Raw genomic sequence first — 15,775 nt, forward strand, 5'->3', positions numbered from 1 at the left:
CAAGGTTTTCCTTTTCGAAGGAACAGCGTGAAATCAGAACTGCATGGTGACGCTGAGCCGCGCGGTGCGGCCCGGCGCCGGCACCAGCCCGAGGCTGAGCGCGTCGAGGTAATAGCGGTCGGTCAGGTTGTCGATGTTGAAGTCGACGCTGACCCGGTCGTTGATGCGATAGCTCGCGAACAGGTCCCAGATCTGGTAGCCGTGCCAGGGCACGACGGCGTTCAGGCCCTGCTGGGTGTCGTCGTTGAACGCCGGCACCTGGTTGCGCTTGCCCATGAACGTGCCGCGCAGGCCCATGGTCAGCCGACGATCCAGCAGGCGCACGCCGGCAGTGGCGGACGCATGCCAGTTCGGCGGGATCATGTTGTTGACGTAGCTGTTGGCGATGCCGTAGTCGGTGCAGGTGTAGCGGCGGTAGCTGCCGAAATGGCAGGTTTCGATGAAGGTGTACCTGGTGGCGCCGCCGCTGATGAAGAAGGTGCCGGCGTCATACGAGCCCGACAGCTCGAAGCCATGGAAGCTCACGCTCTCGATGTTGCGCAGGCTGAAGAACTGCTTGCCCGAGCCCTCCTCCCAGGTGTTGGGAAAAGTGCGCGTCAGGTAGTCATTGGTATGGTTGCGGAAGTAGGCGGCCTTCAGGCGGAACTTGTCGCTGGGCCGCCAAAGTCCGTCCTTGAGCAGGTTGACGCCGATTTCCCGGCTGGTGGCATGCTCGGGTTTCAGATGGATGTCCTGCGACGGCGACACCGAGAAACCCGACGTGGTCTCGAACAGGCTGGGCATGCGCAGCGCCTCGGCATGGCGCGCATAGAACTGCAGGCCCGGGCGCGGTTCCCATAGCAGGCTCAATTGGGGCGCGGCGCCGCTCTGCTTGCTCGTCATCATGATGGGATCGCAATACCCGCCCGCGCCGGGGTTGACGCAGTAGGCACTCTCGGCATCGACGACGCGCGGCTTGTCGTCGGCCGACCGGAAACGCGTATAGCGCAGGCCCGCGTCCAGCGTGACGGTGGGCAGCACGCGCCATTGCATGTTGCCGAAGGCGCTCACCTCGCGCCGATTGCCGGAGCGGCCGCCGCTGCCGACCAGCTCGTTCCCTTGCGCCGTGCCGTTCACGGTCTCGCGCTGCAGCGACAGCCCGTACTCCAGGCGGATGCCGCCCAGGCGATCGAACCGCATGGCGTTGCTCAGGTCCAGGCCCCAGCGCCGGTACTTTTCCGAGCCCGAGCCGAAGCCCAGGTTCAGGCCCTCGTCCGAGTAGTTCCGGTTCAGGCTCTTGGTGTCGGTGTGCCAGAGATTGACCTTGACGTCGTACAGCGGATTGCCCTCGGGGTTCCAGCGATGCCGGATGGCGTAGGTCCTGGCGTCGACGTGGCTGCCTTCGGTCTGCCGGACCTGTCCCAGCCACAGCAGCTGCGATGGCATCATCTCGCCGTAGGTACTGTCGTAGCGCATGAAGCTCAGTTCCGTTTCGTGGTCGCCGGGCAGATAGAAGCGGCTCTTGAGCAGGTAGGATTCGCTCTCGAAGTTGGTGTTGACCACCTGCTCTCCCGCGCGAAAGCGCGTGGCGCCCTCCAGCCTGGGACGCACCTCGGTGTAGAACCCCCGGTTCAGCCGATCGGACAGATCCAGGTGGGGCACCGGCCCCTTGGTGCCGGCGTAGTAATTGCCCTGCTGGCGCCGCGCATAGGCGGCGACCACGTCCACCATCTCGAAGCGCTTGGCCAGCGCCAGGCTGCCGGCCCAACTGCGCGGCTTGAGCATGGACGAACGGTTCATGCTCTCCTTGGGGCCATCGGCGTTGGCGAGGTCGAACGGGCCCTCGCACAGGCTGGCGATGACGCAGTCCGTGCGGAACACCCCGCTGGTCTGGCCCGACGCCGACCCGGTGTTGTAGCCCGCCGGGGTGCCCGGCCCGGGCACCGAGCCGCTGTTGTTGCCGATCGCCGTGCCGCGCAGCCGGATGCCGAAATCCTTGCCCTCGCGCACGATGTCCTCGGCGTCGATCGTGCGCATGATGACCAGTCCGCCGGTGGCACCCGTTCCCTGGGCGTTCATGGTCGGCCCCTTCTCGACGGACAGGCCGCCGATCAGGTCCGGGTCGATGTAGCTGCGCGAGGCCACACCCGCGTAGCCGCGATACACCGTGGTTTCCTGGCGCGTGCCGTCCACCAGCACCGGCACCCGGCCCTGCCCCTGCATGCCGCGGATGTTGACGTCCAGCCCGCCGCTGTTGCGGTTCTCGCCCACCAGCACGCCGGGCATGCCCTGGAAGATGTCGCCCACCGAGGTGCCCCGGAATCGCTCGATGTCGTCGCGCGTCAGCACGTTGCGCGATCCCGCGGTCCGGTAGACCTCGTCCTTGGGATCGTTCTCGGCCTGGCCGATCACCTCGATCGTCGGCAATGCCAGCAACAGCGCGCCTGGCACGGGCCTCAGCGCGTAGACGCCGGTGCCGCGCCCGACGGCTTCCAGCCCGGTCCCCTGCAACAGCAGTTCGATGGCCTGCTGGACCGTGTAGCGTCCGTTCAGTCCGGCCGATCTCAGGCTGGCGACGCTGGCCTGCTCGAACAGCAACGTGACGCCGGCGGCCTCGGCGAACTGCGCCAGCGCCGCGTCCAGCGCGCCTGCGGGCACACGGTAGTCGCGCGGCGCGGCCGCCGCGACGGGCATGCCCGAGGCCGCCACGGACTGCGCCCGGGCCGGCCCGGCCGACAGGCCCGACCATGCCATGACGGCCGCCAGCAAGGCGGGCACGAGGCGGACCGGATGCGGATGGCGATTGACGGCCGGCATCAGGGGTACGGGGGCGGCGGGGCGGCGAACGGCCATCTGGGTCCTTTCTGGCGGATCGTGAGCAAAATGCTCATCTCTTGTCTGTAGGACCAGCCAAAAACGGAAACCGGACAGCACCAGGAAAAATCAATCGCGGGGCCCGATGGACACCCAATACCGGGTCAGGCGCCGGATGCGGACCGGCAGGATGGTGGGCACGGCGGCAAGCGCGGCCTCGCGGTCGGCCAGTTGGAACACGCCGGAAATGCGCAGATCGGCGACCGCCGGTTCGCATCGCAGCACGCCGTGCATGTGCCGGCCCAGCTCTTCGCAGAAATCGGCCAGCCGCATGTCGCTGGCGCGCAGGACGCCTCGCGACCAGTCGCCCCGGCGCGGATCCAGCGGCGCGGGCGGCCGGGCGCCATGCGCGCCGAACGAAGTCTCCTGCCCCGCGTCCAGCCTCAGCGCGGGCGCATCCGCCGCGGCGGGCTGGATGATCACCGCGCCATCGAGCACGGCCACGAACGTATCGCGCGGCCCCTGCCTGACGATGAAGCGCGTGCCGATGGCGCGTACCCGCCCGGCATCGGTATCGACCACGAAGGGCCTGGGCGGTGTCCGCGGATCCCGCGCGGTCACGATCATGATCTCGCCGCCGCGCAGCCGCAGCCGGCGCTCGACGCCGAACACCGCGTCCACCGCCGTCGCGGTGTTCAGGTCCAGCACGCTGCCGTCCGCCAGCACCACCCGCCGCCGTTCGCCCACCGCCGTGCGATAGTCGGCGACCCAGGCGCGCCAGGGCGTTTCGCGATACGCCAGCCACCCCGCCGGCACGCCGGCCAGGAGCAGGGCAAGCGTCTTGAGCGCGGCACGCCGCTGGCGGCCGGCCCGGTCCAGGACAGGCATGGCCAGGCCGGGCGGCAGCGCGTCGAGTTGCTGGCCCAGGCGCTGGGCCTTCTGCCAGGCTGCCTCGTTCTCGGGCCGTTCCGACCGCCAGGCCAGGCAGGCGGCCTGGTCGCGCTCCCCGGCGCCCGCGCCGCGCAGGCGCAGCAGCCAGCGCGCCGCCTCGCGGACGGCACGGCGATCGATGGGCTGGCCGGACGCGGGACGCGCGCCAACGCTCACGATGCTTCGTCCGGGCGCCTCATGGCGCGGCAAGAATGCATTGCTCCAGGCCGCGCAACACGTAACGCTGCACGGTCCTGACCGACACGCCCAGCATGCCGCCGATCGCGGCGTACTCCAGGCCCTCGACCTGCGACAGCAGGAAGGCCCGGCGCACCGCGTCGGGCAGCTCGCTCAGCATGGCATCGATCTGGCACAGGGTTTCGAGCAACAGGCAGCGCTCTTCCGGCGACAGCGCCAGCGCCTCGCCCATGTTGGCCAGGGCCTCCAGATACGCCTGTTCCAGCGTCTGCCGTTCGCGCAGGTTGATCACCAGCCGGCGCGCGATGGTCGCCAGATAGGCACGCGGCTCGCGCAACTGCGCCAGGTCGTGTTCATGGCCCAGCACCCGGATGAAGGTGTCCTGGGCCAGGTCATCGGCCTGCGCCAGATTGCCGAGCCGGCGAGCCAGCCAACGCTGCAGCCACCCGTGGTGCTCGCGATAGAGCAGGTCCACGGTGAGCGGGGAAATGACTTCTGACGACACGGGAAAAGGGAAACAAGAGGCGGGCGATGCGCCGCCGATCAATTGATAATGAAAATCATTATCAAATTCTCCAGAGAAGGCGGGAACTTGTCAACCATGTCATCCGGTTATGCCCCATGCGCGCAACGACTTGCCGGACCCGCGGCGGGCTGCGAAAGTCCCGCCAACGACTTGCCGGGCCAACCCAAGACGACCACGGTTCAAGCAAAGGAGACATCCATGACCTTCACCTTCGGGAAACTGGCGCTGGCCGCCACGCTCGGCCTGGCCGCCATCGGCGCGCAGGCGGAAACCTGGCCGGCACGCCCGGTACGCATCATCGTGCCGTACAACGCCGGCACGCCGCCCGACATCAGCAGCCGCATCATCGCGCAGAAGCTGACCCTCAAGCTGGGCCAGACCTTCTACGTCGACAACAAGCCCGGCGCCTCGGGCAGCCTGGCCGCGGGCGATCTCGACCGCTATCCGGCCGACGGCTATACCGCGATGACGCTGCTGACCCCCGTGGTGGTCGGACCGGCGCTGCTGTCCTCGTTCAAGAAGGACTTCGCCCGCGACTACGCGCCCGTCGGCCAGTACGACTGGACCTACAGCGTGCTGGTCGTCACCCCGTCCCTGCCCGTCCACGACGTGAAAGGATTGATCGAGCTGCTGCGCGCCAAGCCCGATACCTACAGCTTCCCCTCGGGCGGCTACGGCACGCCGGCGCACCTGGCGGGCGAACTGTTCAAGCAGCGCTACGGCGTCACGGCCACCCACGTGCCCTACAACCAGTTCACGGCCGGGCTGGCCGATCTGGTGGCAGGCCGGGTGAACTTCATGTTCCTGACCAGCACGGTGGCGGCGGCGCAGGTCCAGGGCGGCAAGGTCAAGGCGCTGGCCATCGCCTCGCGCGACAGCCGGCTGCCCGGCCTGCCCGACGTGCCGACCATGGAAGAACAGGGCTTCAAGGGTTTCGACGTGCGCAACTGGGACGGCTTCGTCATGCGCAAGGAAACACCCAAGGCCGCGGTGGCCGGGTTCACGCAGGCCCTGAACCAGATCCTGGCCGATCCCGAAACGCGCAAGGCGCTGGCCGATGCGGGCGCCGATCCGGTCTCGAACACCACGGCGGAGCAGTTCGGCGCGCTGATCGCCAGCGAACAGGCCCGGTTGACGGACCTGGTGCGCCAGACCTCCATCAAGATCGACTGATTTTTTCCGGATACCAGGATGCGCAACGTCCTCTTCATCATGTGCGACCAGCTGCGGGCGGACTACCTGTCCTGCTACGGCAGTCCCTGGCTGCATACGCCCAACATGGACGCCCTGGCCGCGCGCGGCGTGGCCTTCACCCAAGCCTACGTGCAGTCGGGCGTCTGCGGACCGTCGCGCATGTCGTTCTACACCGGGCGCTATCCGTCCTCCCACGGCGCGACCTGGAACTTCATCCCCATGCCCATGAGCGAGCTGACGGTGGGCGACTACCTGTCGCAGGCCGGCCGCGCGCTCCACCTGGCGGGCAAGACCCATTTCGAGCCCTCGGCCGAGGCGACGGCGGCCTGGCGCGGCGGCGCCGCCGGCCGTTCCGCCGCCAGCCTGCTGCAAGGCGGCTTCGAGGTGGTCTGCCGGCACGAGGGCGACCTGCCCACCGGCAAGGAGGACTACCGGCGCTACCTGGAGTCGGCCGGCTACGCGGGCGACGACCCCTGGCTGCAACACGCCAACTCCGGCCGCCATCCGGACGGCTCCCTCGCCAGCGGCTGGCAGATGCGCCACGCGCACCTGGCCGCCCACGTGGCCGAGCCGCATTCGGAAACCGCCTACGTCTCGAACGCCGCCATCGACTTCATCCGCCGGCATCGCGACGAGCCCTGGTCGCTGCACCTGTCCTACATCAAGCCCCACTGGCCCTACATCGCGCCGGCGCCCTACCACGACATGTACCGCCGCGCCGAGCAGGCGCCCATCCGGCGCAACCGCGCCTCCGAGGCCAACGAGCATCCGGTGCTGGCCGCCTACCGCTCGCACGACGAATGCCGCAGCTTCGACCAGGAAGACGTGGTGCGCCACGTGCGCCCGGCCTACATGGGCCTGATCCGGCAGATCGACGACCACCTGGGCCGCGTGCTGGAGGTCCTGGAGCAGACCGGGCAGACGAACCAGACGCTGATCGTCTTCACCTCCGACCACGGCGATTTCCTGGGCGACTACGGATTCGGCGAAAAGGAACTGTTCCACGACGTCGTCCAGCGGGTGCCGCTGATCGTGGTCGATCCGTCGTCCGCCGCCGACGCCACGCGCGGCACGCGCGACCAGCGCTTCGCCGCCGCGGTGGACGTCGTGCCCACCATCCTGGAGGCGCTCGGCCTGCCCGCGCAGGCGCACCGGGTGGAAGGCCGCTCGCTGCTGCCGCTGGTGCGCGGCGCGGCGGTGGACGACTGGCGCGACTGCGTCTTCAGCGAACTGGACTATGCCACGCGGCGCGCCCGCCACGTCCTGGGCCGCCCCCGCGACGCCGACTGCCGGGGCTGGATGGTGCGCACCGCCGATTGGAAGCTGGTGGCCTGGAACGGCTACCGCCCGCAGCTCTTCCACCTGGCCGAGGACCCGGACGAATTCCACGACCTGGGCGCGGACCCCGCCTTCGAACCCGTCCGGCAATCGCTGTCCGCCCGGCTGCTGGCGCATCAGTTGACGCTCAAGCGCCGCATCGCCGTCGACCTCGACCGCATCGAGGCCATGACCGACAACCTGCCGCCGGGCATACATATCGGCCAGTGGTAGCGCCGTCCCCTCCAGGAGATCGCAGCATGTACGTCAGGAACGCGTGGTACGCCGCCCTCTGGTCGCAGGAACTGCCGGCAGGACAGATGATTGCCCGGACGCTGCTGGACGAGCCCGTGGTCTTCCTGCGGGACGACGCCGGCCGCGCCGCGGCCCTGCTCGACCGCTGTCCCCATCGCTTCGTTCCCCTGAGCCTGGGCGCCCGGGTGCCCGGCGACCGGATCCGCTGCGTCTATCACGGCCTGGAATTCGGCCTGGACGGCGCCTGTGCGCACAACCCCCACGGCAATGGCAGGATTCCGCCAGCCGCCCGCACCCGCGCCTACCCGGTCGCCGAGCGCCACGGCATGGTGTGGATCTGGATGGGCGAGGCCGCCGCCACGCCGGAAACGATTCCCGACTACGGTTTCCTCGAAGGCGGCCCGGATTTCCTGCTGAGCGCGCGCGACCGCATCGTCATCCGCGCCGGCGCCGAGCTGATCGTGGAGAACCTGCTGGACCTGAGCCACGCCTCCTTCCTGCACGACGGCATACTTGGCAGCGCCGCCACCGTCGCGGCGCAGACCGAGGTGGCGCAGCACGAGCGCGGGCTGACGGTGCGGCGATGGATGCCCAACGTGCCCTCGCCCCGCCTGTTCGACACCTTCTCGGAACACCCGGGGCGCCGCGTCGACATGTGGTTCGACATGAACTGGCAGGCGCCCTGCGCGCTGGTGAACGACGTGGGCGCGACGGACCCCGGCGGCGACCGGTCGCGGGGCTACCGCATCCTGGGCGCGCACATCCTCACGCCCGAGACCGCCACCACCACGCACTACCACTTCGCCGCCGCCCTGCGGGTACCTCCCGGCCACGATGCCGCGCAGGACGCGCGGATCGGCCGCACGCTTTCCGAGATCCGCCGCTACGCCTTCGAGCAGCAGGATGCCCCCGTCATCGAGGCGCAGCAGCGGGAATTGCTCAGGGCGGGACCCGACGCGCCGCGGCCCGCCTTGTTCGAGATCGACGCCGGTCCCGTCCGCTACCGCCGGATGATGGACGAGATGCTGGCGCGCGAAACGCGGGCCTGAACCATGCCCGCCATGGACAAACTCCCCATCCACCTTCCTCAGACAGGGGAAAGCTATTTCTGCTCGCCGGATGAAAGCCTGCTGCAAGGCATGCTGCGCCTGGGCCGCAAGGGCATTCCCGTGGGCTGCACCGGCGGCGGCTGCGGCGTGTGCAAGGTGCGAGTCGTGCGGGGCGCGGTGCGCCCGCTCGGCCCGATCAGCCGCGCCCACGTCAGCCCCGAAGAAGAACGGGACGGCTACACCCTGGCCTGCCGCGCCGGTCCGGCCTGCGCCGTCGAACTGGAAGTGGCCGGCCGATTCGAGAAACCCTTCCGCAACGGCTATCGCACGCAGGGCCGGCCATCCCCGCCGCCCCCAACGAACACAACGGAGACTTGATATGGGCATACTGAGAATCGGACACGCAAGCCTGCGTGTGATGGACATGGAACAGGCGCTGCGGCACTACGAGCACGTGCTCGGCATGAAGCGCGTCATGGAGGACGCCGACGGCCACGTCTACCTGAAGTGCTGGGATGAGTGGGACCGGTACTCGGTGATCCTGACCCCGGCCGACCGGGCCGGCATGAACCACGTCGCCTACAAGGTCGAACGCGACGCCGACCTGGACGAATTGCAAGGCAGGATCGAGGCCTACGGCATCGCCACCCGCATGCTGCCCGAGGGTACGCTGCCGGCCACCGGCCGCATGCTGGCCTTCGCGCTGCCCAGCGGCCACGAGATGCGGCTGTACGCGCACAAGGAGTGCGTGGGCACCGACGTGGGCTCGCTCAACCCCGACCCCTGGCCCGACGGCCTGCGCGGCGCGGGCGCGCACTGGCTGGACCACTGCCTGCTGATGTGCGAGTTCAATCCCGAGACCGGCGTCAACACGGTGGCGGACAACGCCCGCTTCATGGCCGAGGTGCTGGACTTCTACCTGACCGAGCAGATCATGGTGGGGCCGGACGGCGCCATCCAGGCCGGCGCGTTCATGAGCCGCACCAACACCCCCCACGACATCGCCTTCGTCGGCGGACCCAGCTCGGGCCTGCACCACATCTCCTTCTTCCTGGACTCCTGGCACGACGTGCTCAAGGCGGCCGACATCATGGCCAAGAACCGGACGCGCATCGACGTGGCGCCCACCCGCCACGGCATCACGCGCGGCGAAACCATCTACTTCTTCGATCCCAGCGGCAACCGCAACGAAACCTTCGCCGGGCTGGGCTACCTGGCGCAGCGCGACCGCCCGGTCATCACCTGGTCCGAGGACAAGCTCTGGAGCGGGATCTTCTATCATACGGGCGAGGCCGTCCCTTCCTTCACCGAGGTCTATACCTGACCCCCTCCCGCGAGACGATCATGAACCTGGATTCCGCCACCATCGCCGCGCTGGCCGCGCACCTGGAAACCTGCGAACGGGAGGCCCGCGACACCCCCAAGATCACGGACGAACATCCAGGCATGGACTGGGACGACGCCTATGCGATCCAGGACGAGATCCTGCGCCGCAAGCAGGCGCGCGGCGCGCGCCTGGTCGGCTACAAGGCGGGCCTGACCTCGCACGCGAAAATGCGGCAGATGGGCGTGGACACGCCCTGCTTCGGTTTCCTGGTCGATGAGTTCTGCGTGCCGGAAGGCGCCGAGATCCCGGCCGGGGCGCTGATCCATCCCAAGGTGGAGCCGGAGATCGCCTTCATCCTGAAGCACCCGCTGCGGGGCCCGGGCTGCCATGCCGGCGCGGTGCTGGCCGCGACCGAATGCATCATGCCCGGCATCGAGGTCATCGACAGCCGCTACCGCGATTTCAAGTTCGACCTCAAGAGCGTGATCGCCGACAACACCTCGGCCGCTCGCTTCGCCATCGGCGGCCGCGCCGTGCCCGTGGACCGGACCGACCTGCGCACACTGGGCGTGGTGCTGGAAAAGAACGGCCAGGTGGCGGCGACCGCCGCCGGCGCGGCGGTGCTGGGCAACCCCGCCGTGGCGGTCGCCATGCTGGCCAACCACCTGGGCGCGCGCGGATTGGAGATACCCGCCGGCAGCATCGTACTGTCTGGCGGCGTGACCGAAGCCATCGCGGTCGAGGCCGGCGACCACGTCACCCTGCACCTGCACGACCTGGGCAGCCTGTCCCTGCGCTTCGCCTAGGCGCCGCGCCGTGCAGCTCCACCAGCTCCGGGCCTTCGCGGCGGTTGCGGAAGCGGGCAGCATCAGCGCCGCCGCCAAGCAGCTGGACGTGACCCAGCCCGCCATCACGCGCGCGCTGCAGCAACTGGAGCTGTCGGTGGGCGCCACGCTGCTGACGCGCTCGGCCCACGGCATCGAGCTGACGCCCTACGGACAGGCCTTGCTGGAACATGCCCGCTTCATCGTGCGCGCGGCGGCCGATGCGCGCGCGCATATCCGGCAACTGGCCGGCGACCTGTCGGGCAAATTGTCCATCGCCTCGTCGGCGGCGCCGTTCGCGCTCGTGGTCCCGCGGGCGGTGGAAATCATGCGGCTCCAGTTTCCCGACGTCTATATCCACCTCCAGGAAGCGACCTATCCCACGGTCATGGACCTGTTCCGCGAGAAAGGCCTGGACTTCGCCATCGGCCCGCTGCCCGCGGGCGGTCCCGGTGAAGGCTACCGCCACGACCCGCTATTCAAGCTCGACCTGGTGGTGGCGGTCCGGCACGGCCATCCCAAGGCGCGGGCGAAGTCGCTGCGGGCGCTGGCCGACGTGCCCTGGCTCATCACCGGCCCGGCCGACGGCCCGGGCATGGTCATCCAGCAATCCTTCATCGACGCCGGCCTGCCGCCGCCCCAGTGCGTCATGCACAGCGAATCCGTGGGCGGCGCCATCCAGATCATCGAGCACGGCAACGTCGCCAGCTTCGTACCGCGCTACCTGGCCGAAGAAGCCCAGGCAGGCGGCCTCCTGGCCATCGTGCCTGTCGCCGAGACCCTGCCGTCGCTGACGATCTCCGCCTTCATGCCGGTCCAGAAGATCCTGAGCCCCGCCGGGCAGGCGCTGTATTCGGCCATCCACAGCATCAGCCGGACCCTGCGGCCCAAGGACGGCTGACCGCCAGTTGTTTCCGTTCAGGAAATAACAAGTTTGCGCCCGGCGGGATGTCCAAACCGGCCGCCGATGCCTACCATTTCGCCATCGACCAGCCAGACAGGACTCAAGATGACGGATATCGCCCCCAACGGAAAGATACTCGGGGCCACGGTGCGCGGCCTGGATCTTTCCCGGCCGCTTTCGGAGCAGGATTTCGCCGCGCTGCTGGCGGCGCTGGGCGCGCACGGCGTCCTGCGCTTCCCCGCGCAATCGATCACGCCGGCGCAGCTGCGGGATTTCTCGGCCCGTTTCGGCGGCCTGCAGCGGACGCTGTCGGATGCCAACGAACCCGGCATTCCCGAGGTCAGCATTCTTTCCAATATCGTCGAGAACGGCCGGCTGATAGGCATCGCCGACGCCGGCCAGGACTGGCACACCGACATGTCCTACAACCCCACCGTGGGCTTCGTGAACGTGCTGCACGCCCTGAAGGTGCCGCGGCGCGACGGCCGCGCGCTGGGCTCGACCAGCTTCGCCAACATGCATGCCGCCTACGAGGACCTGCCCGCCGACGTCAAGCGCGAGCTGGACGGCGCCACCGCCGTCCACGACTTCAACAAGTTCTGGGAGAACATGCGGGCGCGGCCGGGCAGCGAACGGCCGCCGCTCACGCCCGAACAGCGCGCCAAGCGGCCGCCATCGACGCATCCGGTGTTCCTGGCGCACCCCATCACCGGCCGCAAGGTGCTGTACTGCAATCCCGGCTACGCCATCCGGATCAACGGACTCGATCCGGGCCGCAGCGACGAGATGCTCGACTTCCTGTTCACGCACCAGCTCCAGCCCAAGTACCAGTACACCCACGAGTGGGCCGAAGGCGACGTGCTGATGTGGGACCACATCGGCACGCTGCACAACGCCTGGCCCGACTACCTACCCCACGAGCACCGGCTGATCAAGCGCTGCCAGGTCATGGCCGACCGCATCTTCGATCCGTCCTTCCTCCCGGCCGCGATCCGTCCCGCGCGCGCCGCGGCCGCGCACTGAGCGCGCCATGGGTCTGTTCGATCGCGGCATCGGCCGCGCCCAGTCCATCGACGACCTGCGGGCGGCGGCGCGCCGCCGCCTGCCCAGGCTGGTGTTCGATTTCTTCGACGGCGGCGCCGAGAGCGAGGCCACGCTGGCCGACAACCGCCAGGCCTTCGAGCGCGTGCGCCTCCTGCCACGCGCCCTGGTGGACGTCTCCCAGGTCTCGACCCGGTGCACCGTGCTGGGCGCGCCGGCCGACTACCCGCTGGCCATCGCCCCCACCGGCGGGGTCGGCTACGGCCGCCACGGCGGCGACCTGGCCATCGCCAGGGCGGCGGCGCGGCACGGCATCCCCTATACGCTGTCGACCAGCGCCACCGCGTCGATCGAGGAAGTCGCGCGCGAGGCGCCGGGCCGCCTGTGGTTCCAGGCCTACGTGCTGAAGAACCAGGACTTCTTCCACGCCCTGATCGAACGCGCGCGAGCGGCCGACTACGAGGCCCTGGTCATCACCGTCGACCTGCCGGTGGGCGGCAAGCGCGAACGCGACGTGCGCAACGGCTTCCGCACGCCCTTCCGGCTCACAACCCGCAGCTTCGGCGACGTCGCGGCCCATCCCCGCTGGGCGCTGGCGCTGCTGCGCCACGGCATGCCGGTGAACAAGAACCTGATCGGCCTGCAACGCGACGTGACCTCGGTGGCGGGACTGGCTTCGGCGGTGGGACGCAACTACGACCCCTCGTTCGACTGGGACCGCCTGGCCCAGGTGCGCGACCGCTGGCCGCGCAAGCTGATCGTCAAGGGCATCCTGCGCCCGGACGACGCCGACCGGGTGGTCCGGCTGGGCGCCGACGCCGTGGTGGTGTCCAATCATGGCGGGCGCCAGCTCGACGGCGCCTGCGCGACGCTGGATGCGCTGCCCGGCGTGGTGGACGCGGTGGCCGGCCGCATCCCGGTCTGGCTGGACGGCGGCGTGCGGCGCGGCGTGGACATCCTGAAGGCCCGGGCGCTGGGCGCCGAAGGCGTGCTGGTCGGACGCGCGACGCTGTATGGCGCGGTCGCGGGCGGCGAACCGGGCGCCCACCGGGCATTGCAGATATTGACCGAGGAACTGGTGCGCGCGATGAAGCTGTGCGGCGCGCCCGGCATCGAGGACATCGACGAAACCCTCCTGGCGCGCCCGCCGCGCCAGGCAACCCACGAAGGACGGACATGCGCTGGCTGAGATACACGGATTCGACGGGCACCCACTACGGACTGGCCGAGGGCGACCGCATACGGCGGGTCGAGGGCACGCCCTTCGACGGCTATGCGCAGACGGACGATTGGGCCAGCCTGGACCAGGTGCGGCTGGAGGTTCCGGTCATCCCGCGCACCTTCTACTGCGCCGGGCTGAACTACGCCGAGCACGCCATCGAGGCGGCCCGCAAGCGAGGCCAGGAGCCGCAACTGCCGAAACAGGCGGACATCGGCTACCGGGCCAACAACGCGCTGGTGCCGCACGGCCACGACGTGGTGATGCCGGCCGATGCCCGCACCATCCACTACGAAGGCGAACTGGTCGTGGTCATCGGCAAACAGGCACGCCACCTGACGCCCGCAAACGCGCTGGACTGCGTGCTGGGCTACACCATCGGCAACGACGTCAGCGAACGCAACTGGCAGCGGTCGGACCGCACCTTCTGGCGCGCCAAGAACTCGGACACCTTCAAGCCCATGGGTCCGTGGATAGACACCGATTTCGATCCGTCCGGGGCCCGCACCCAGGTGCGCGTGAACGGCCGGACCACCATCGACTTCGCCACCGCGGCGATGATCTTCGACGTGCCCACCTTCCTGTGCGCCATGACGCAATACCTGACCCTGTATCCCGGCGACGTGGTGTGGATGGGCACCGACGGCCAGTCGCCCGACCTGCGTGCCGGCGACGTGGTGGAGATCGAGATCACCGGGCTGGGCACGCTGCGCAACACCTTCGTGCAAGGATGACGCCATGACCGATCTGGAACATTGGGCGGCCGTGACCGGCTGCCAGCAGGCCATCCATGGCTTCTACCTGGCACTGGACGGCGGCGACTTCGACGCCGTGGCCGCCTGCATGGCCGGACAAGGAATCTGGCATCGCCAGGGCCGCATGCTGCAAGGCCCCGCCGAGGTCCGCCAGGCGCTGGCCGACCGGCCCGCCGGACGCACCACGGCCCATCTGGTGCAGAACCTCGTGATCGACCTGGATGGACCGGACCGGGCCACGGCCCGATACATGACGCTGGTCTACCGCGTCGACGCGGCGGTCCCGCCCGCGGGGCCGGTCCCGATGCCGTCGCCCCTGTCCATTTCGCTGCACCACGAACGCCTGTCCCGGGCGCCGGACGGGCGCTGGCTGGCGGAGGAAAAGCGCGGCCAGCGCCGGTTCGGCGACTGATTATTGCAGCGTGTTCTTGGCCTGCTGCAGCAGGGCCTTGTACTGGGTGGTGTCGCGGACCAGCAGCTCGCGCAGCTCCGCGGGCGAGGTGGTCCGCACCTCCATGCCCTGCGCCGCCAGCGTCTCGACGATCTTCGCCGACTTGCCGGCCTTGGCCAGCGCGGCGTTCAGGCGATCGACCACCGGCGCGGGCGTGCCGGCGGGCGCCAGCACGGCCTGCCAGGTCTCGGCCTGGAAGCCCTTGACGCCGCTCTCGTCGACCGTGGGCACGTCGGGCGTGGCGGGCGAGCGCTTGGCGCCGGTCGTCGCGATCAGCACCAGCCGGCCGTCGGCCACGTGCTCCATGTTCCCCACCAGCGAGCTGAACATGACGTCCACGCGTCCGGACAGCAGGTCGGCCATGGCCGGTCCCGTTCCCTTGTAGGGGACGTGGACCATCTTGACGCCCGCCGCCTTGGCGAAGGCCTCGCCCGCCAGATGCTGCGCCGAACCGTTGCCCGACGAGGCGAAATTCACCTTGCCCGGGTTGGCCTTGGCGTAGGCGATGAAATCCTTGACCGTGCGCAGTTTCAGCCCGGGCGTCACCAGGATGCCCAGCGATTGCACCGTGGCCTGGCCGATGGGCTGGAAATCGGCGACGGGATCGTAGGTCTTGGCGTCGTGCAGCAGCGGCGTGATCACGAAGGCGTTGGTGCCGAAGAGCAGCGTGTAGCCATCGGCCGCCGAACGCTTGACCGACTCGGTCCCCACCAGGGTGCCGCCGCCCGCGCGGTTCTCCAGCACCACCGTCTGCCCCAGGCTGTCGGACATTTCCTGGGCGAACATCCGCCCGACGATGTCGGTCGCCCCGCCCGGCGCGTAGGCCACGACCAGGCGCAGCGGGTGCGACGGGAAACCTTGCGCGCTTGCCGGCGCGGCCCAGGGGCCGGCGGCGCCAAGCGCGAGCGCCAGCGCGGTCAGCCGGCGGCGGGTAGAGGACGAAAGGGTCTTGGTCATACGGGTCTCCGGATTCTGGTATCGAATGCGAAACA

The 15,775-nt window shown here is 69.3% G+C and carries 15 protein-coding genes; 11 read left to right on the top strand and 4 right to left on the bottom strand.

From position 1 onward, the window contains the following. Window positions 1–33: 33 nt before the first annotated feature. The 3 genes from AC1Q6E_RS10780 to AC1Q6E_RS10790 all read right to left on the bottom strand — a co-directional run bounded on the left by AC1Q6E_RS10780 (window position 34) and on the right by AC1Q6E_RS10790 (window position 4,426). Complete coding sequence (locus AC1Q6E_RS10780; RefSeq protein ID WP_492572721.1) at window positions 34–2,832, bottom strand: TonB-dependent receptor; 2,799 nt, start codon at window positions 2,830–2,832, stop codon at window positions 34–36. Window positions 2,833–2,922: 90 nt separating this feature from the next. Beyond that, window positions 2,923–3,900, bottom strand: a complete 978-nt coding sequence (locus AC1Q6E_RS10785) for a FecR domain-containing protein (RefSeq protein WP_492572722.1) — start codon at window positions 3,898–3,900, stop codon at window positions 2,923–2,925. A gap of 19 nt (window positions 3,901–3,919) precedes the next feature. Next, window positions 3,920–4,426, bottom strand: coding sequence for a sigma-70 family RNA polymerase sigma factor (locus AC1Q6E_RS10790; RefSeq protein ID WP_296556271.1), 507 nt, complete (start codon window positions 4,424–4,426; stop codon window positions 3,920–3,922). Between the two features lie 219 nt (window positions 4,427–4,645). Here AC1Q6E_RS10790 and AC1Q6E_RS10795 point away from each other — a divergent pair, with 219 nt between their 5' ends. From AC1Q6E_RS10795 to AC1Q6E_RS10845, 11 genes are all read left to right on the top strand, one after another. Continuing rightward, window positions 4,646–5,620 (top strand): Bug family tripartite tricarboxylate transporter substrate binding protein, encoded by a 975-nt coding sequence (locus AC1Q6E_RS10795; protein WP_296556274.1) that lies wholly within the window; start codon window positions 4,646–4,648, stop codon window positions 5,618–5,620. 18 nt (window positions 5,621–5,638) lie between these two features. Beyond that, the gene (locus AC1Q6E_RS10800) at window positions 5,639–7,192 is read left to right on the top strand and encodes a sulfatase-like hydrolase/transferase (protein ID WP_492572723.1); all 1,554 of its coding nucleotides are present in this window, start codon (window positions 5,639–5,641) and stop codon (window positions 7,190–7,192) included. A gap of 26 nt (window positions 7,193–7,218) precedes the next feature. Further along, the gene (locus AC1Q6E_RS10805; RefSeq protein WP_152793077.1) at window positions 7,219–8,262 is read left to right on the top strand and encodes a Rieske 2Fe-2S domain-containing protein; all 1,044 of its coding nucleotides are present in this window, start codon (window positions 7,219–7,221) and stop codon (window positions 8,260–8,262) included. Window positions 8,263–8,265: 3 nt separating this feature from the next. After that, window positions 8,266–8,640, top strand: coding sequence for a 2Fe-2S iron-sulfur cluster-binding protein (locus tag AC1Q6E_RS10810; protein WP_492572724.1), 375 nt, complete (start codon window positions 8,266–8,268; stop codon window positions 8,638–8,640). A gap of 1 nt (window position 8,641) precedes the next feature. Then, entirely contained in the window at window positions 8,642–9,586 is a 945-nt protein-coding gene (locus AC1Q6E_RS10815) for a catechol 2,3-dioxygenase (RefSeq protein ID WP_152793075.1), read from the top strand. 20 nt (window positions 9,587–9,606) lie between these two features. Further along, window positions 9,607–10,395, top strand: a complete 789-nt coding sequence (gene dmpH / locus AC1Q6E_RS10820; protein WP_152793074.1) for a 2-oxo-3-hexenedioate decarboxylase — start codon at window positions 9,607–9,609, stop codon at window positions 10,393–10,395. 10 nt (window positions 10,396–10,405) lie between these two features. Further along, on the top strand, window positions 10,406–11,314 hold the full coding sequence (locus AC1Q6E_RS10825) for a LysR family transcriptional regulator (RefSeq protein WP_152793073.1): 909 nt from the start codon (window positions 10,406–10,408) through the stop codon (window positions 11,312–11,314). A 108-nt stretch (window positions 11,315–11,422) separates the two neighbouring features. Then, entirely contained in the window at window positions 11,423–12,340 is a 918-nt protein-coding gene (locus tag AC1Q6E_RS10830; protein ID WP_152793072.1) for a TauD/TfdA dioxygenase family protein, read from the top strand. Between the two features lie 7 nt (window positions 12,341–12,347). Beyond that, on the top strand, window positions 12,348–13,547 hold the full coding sequence (locus AC1Q6E_RS10835) for an alpha-hydroxy acid oxidase (RefSeq protein WP_152793071.1): 1,200 nt from the start codon (window positions 12,348–12,350) through the stop codon (window positions 13,545–13,547). After that, window positions 13,535–14,311 (top strand): fumarylacetoacetate hydrolase family protein, encoded by a 777-nt coding sequence (locus tag AC1Q6E_RS10840; protein ID WP_152793070.1) that lies wholly within the window; start codon window positions 13,535–13,537, stop codon window positions 14,309–14,311. Before AC1Q6E_RS10835 ends, AC1Q6E_RS10840 begins: the two co-directional genes overlap by 13 nt. Before the next feature lie 4 nt (window positions 14,312–14,315). Next, window positions 14,316–14,744, top strand: a complete 429-nt coding sequence (locus AC1Q6E_RS10845; protein WP_152793069.1) for a nuclear transport factor 2 family protein — start codon at window positions 14,316–14,318, stop codon at window positions 14,742–14,744. On the opposite strand, the gene AC1Q6E_RS10850 is transcribed toward AC1Q6E_RS10845, so the two are convergent. Beyond that, window positions 14,745–15,740 (bottom strand): Bug family tripartite tricarboxylate transporter substrate binding protein, encoded by a 996-nt coding sequence (locus AC1Q6E_RS10850; protein ID WP_152793068.1) that lies wholly within the window; start codon window positions 15,738–15,740, stop codon window positions 14,745–14,747. Window positions 15,741–15,775: the final 35 nt, after the last annotated feature.

The organism is Pigmentiphaga sp. MLSB6-MA01, assembly GCF_058793475.1.

Coding starts and splice junctions, on each gene's coding strand:
- AC1Q6E_RS10810 (WP_492572724.1), top strand. CDS start 8,266: ATGCCCGCCATGGACAAACTCCCCATCCACCTTCCTCAGACAGGGGAA.
- AC1Q6E_RS10780 (WP_492572721.1), bottom strand. CDS start 2,832: ATGGCCGTTCGCCGCCCCGCCGCCCCCGTACCCCTGATGCCGGCCGTC.
- AC1Q6E_RS10800 (WP_492572723.1), top strand. CDS start 5,639: ATGCGCAACGTCCTCTTCATCATGTGCGACCAGCTGCGGGCGGACTAC.
- AC1Q6E_RS10830 (WP_152793072.1), top strand. CDS start 11,423: ATGACGGATATCGCCCCCAACGGAAAGATACTCGGGGCCACGGTGCGC.
- dmpH (WP_152793074.1), top strand. CDS start 9,607: ATGAACCTGGATTCCGCCACCATCGCCGCGCTGGCCGCGCACCTGGAA.
- AC1Q6E_RS10795 (WP_296556274.1), top strand. CDS start 4,646: ATGACCTTCACCTTCGGGAAACTGGCGCTGGCCGCCACGCTCGGCCTG.
- AC1Q6E_RS10850 (WP_152793068.1), bottom strand. CDS start 15,740: ATGACCAAGACCCTTTCGTCCTCTACCCGCCGCCGGCTGACCGCGCTG.
- AC1Q6E_RS10835 (WP_152793071.1), top strand. CDS start 12,348: ATGGGTCTGTTCGATCGCGGCATCGGCCGCGCCCAGTCCATCGACGAC.
- AC1Q6E_RS10845 (WP_152793069.1), top strand. CDS start 14,316: ATGACCGATCTGGAACATTGGGCGGCCGTGACCGGCTGCCAGCAGGCC.
- AC1Q6E_RS10815 (WP_152793075.1), top strand. CDS start 8,642: ATGGGCATACTGAGAATCGGACACGCAAGCCTGCGTGTGATGGACATG.
- AC1Q6E_RS10840 (WP_152793070.1), top strand. CDS start 13,535: ATGCGCTGGCTGAGATACACGGATTCGACGGGCACCCACTACGGACTG.
- AC1Q6E_RS10805 (WP_152793077.1), top strand. CDS start 7,219: ATGTACGTCAGGAACGCGTGGTACGCCGCCCTCTGGTCGCAGGAACTG.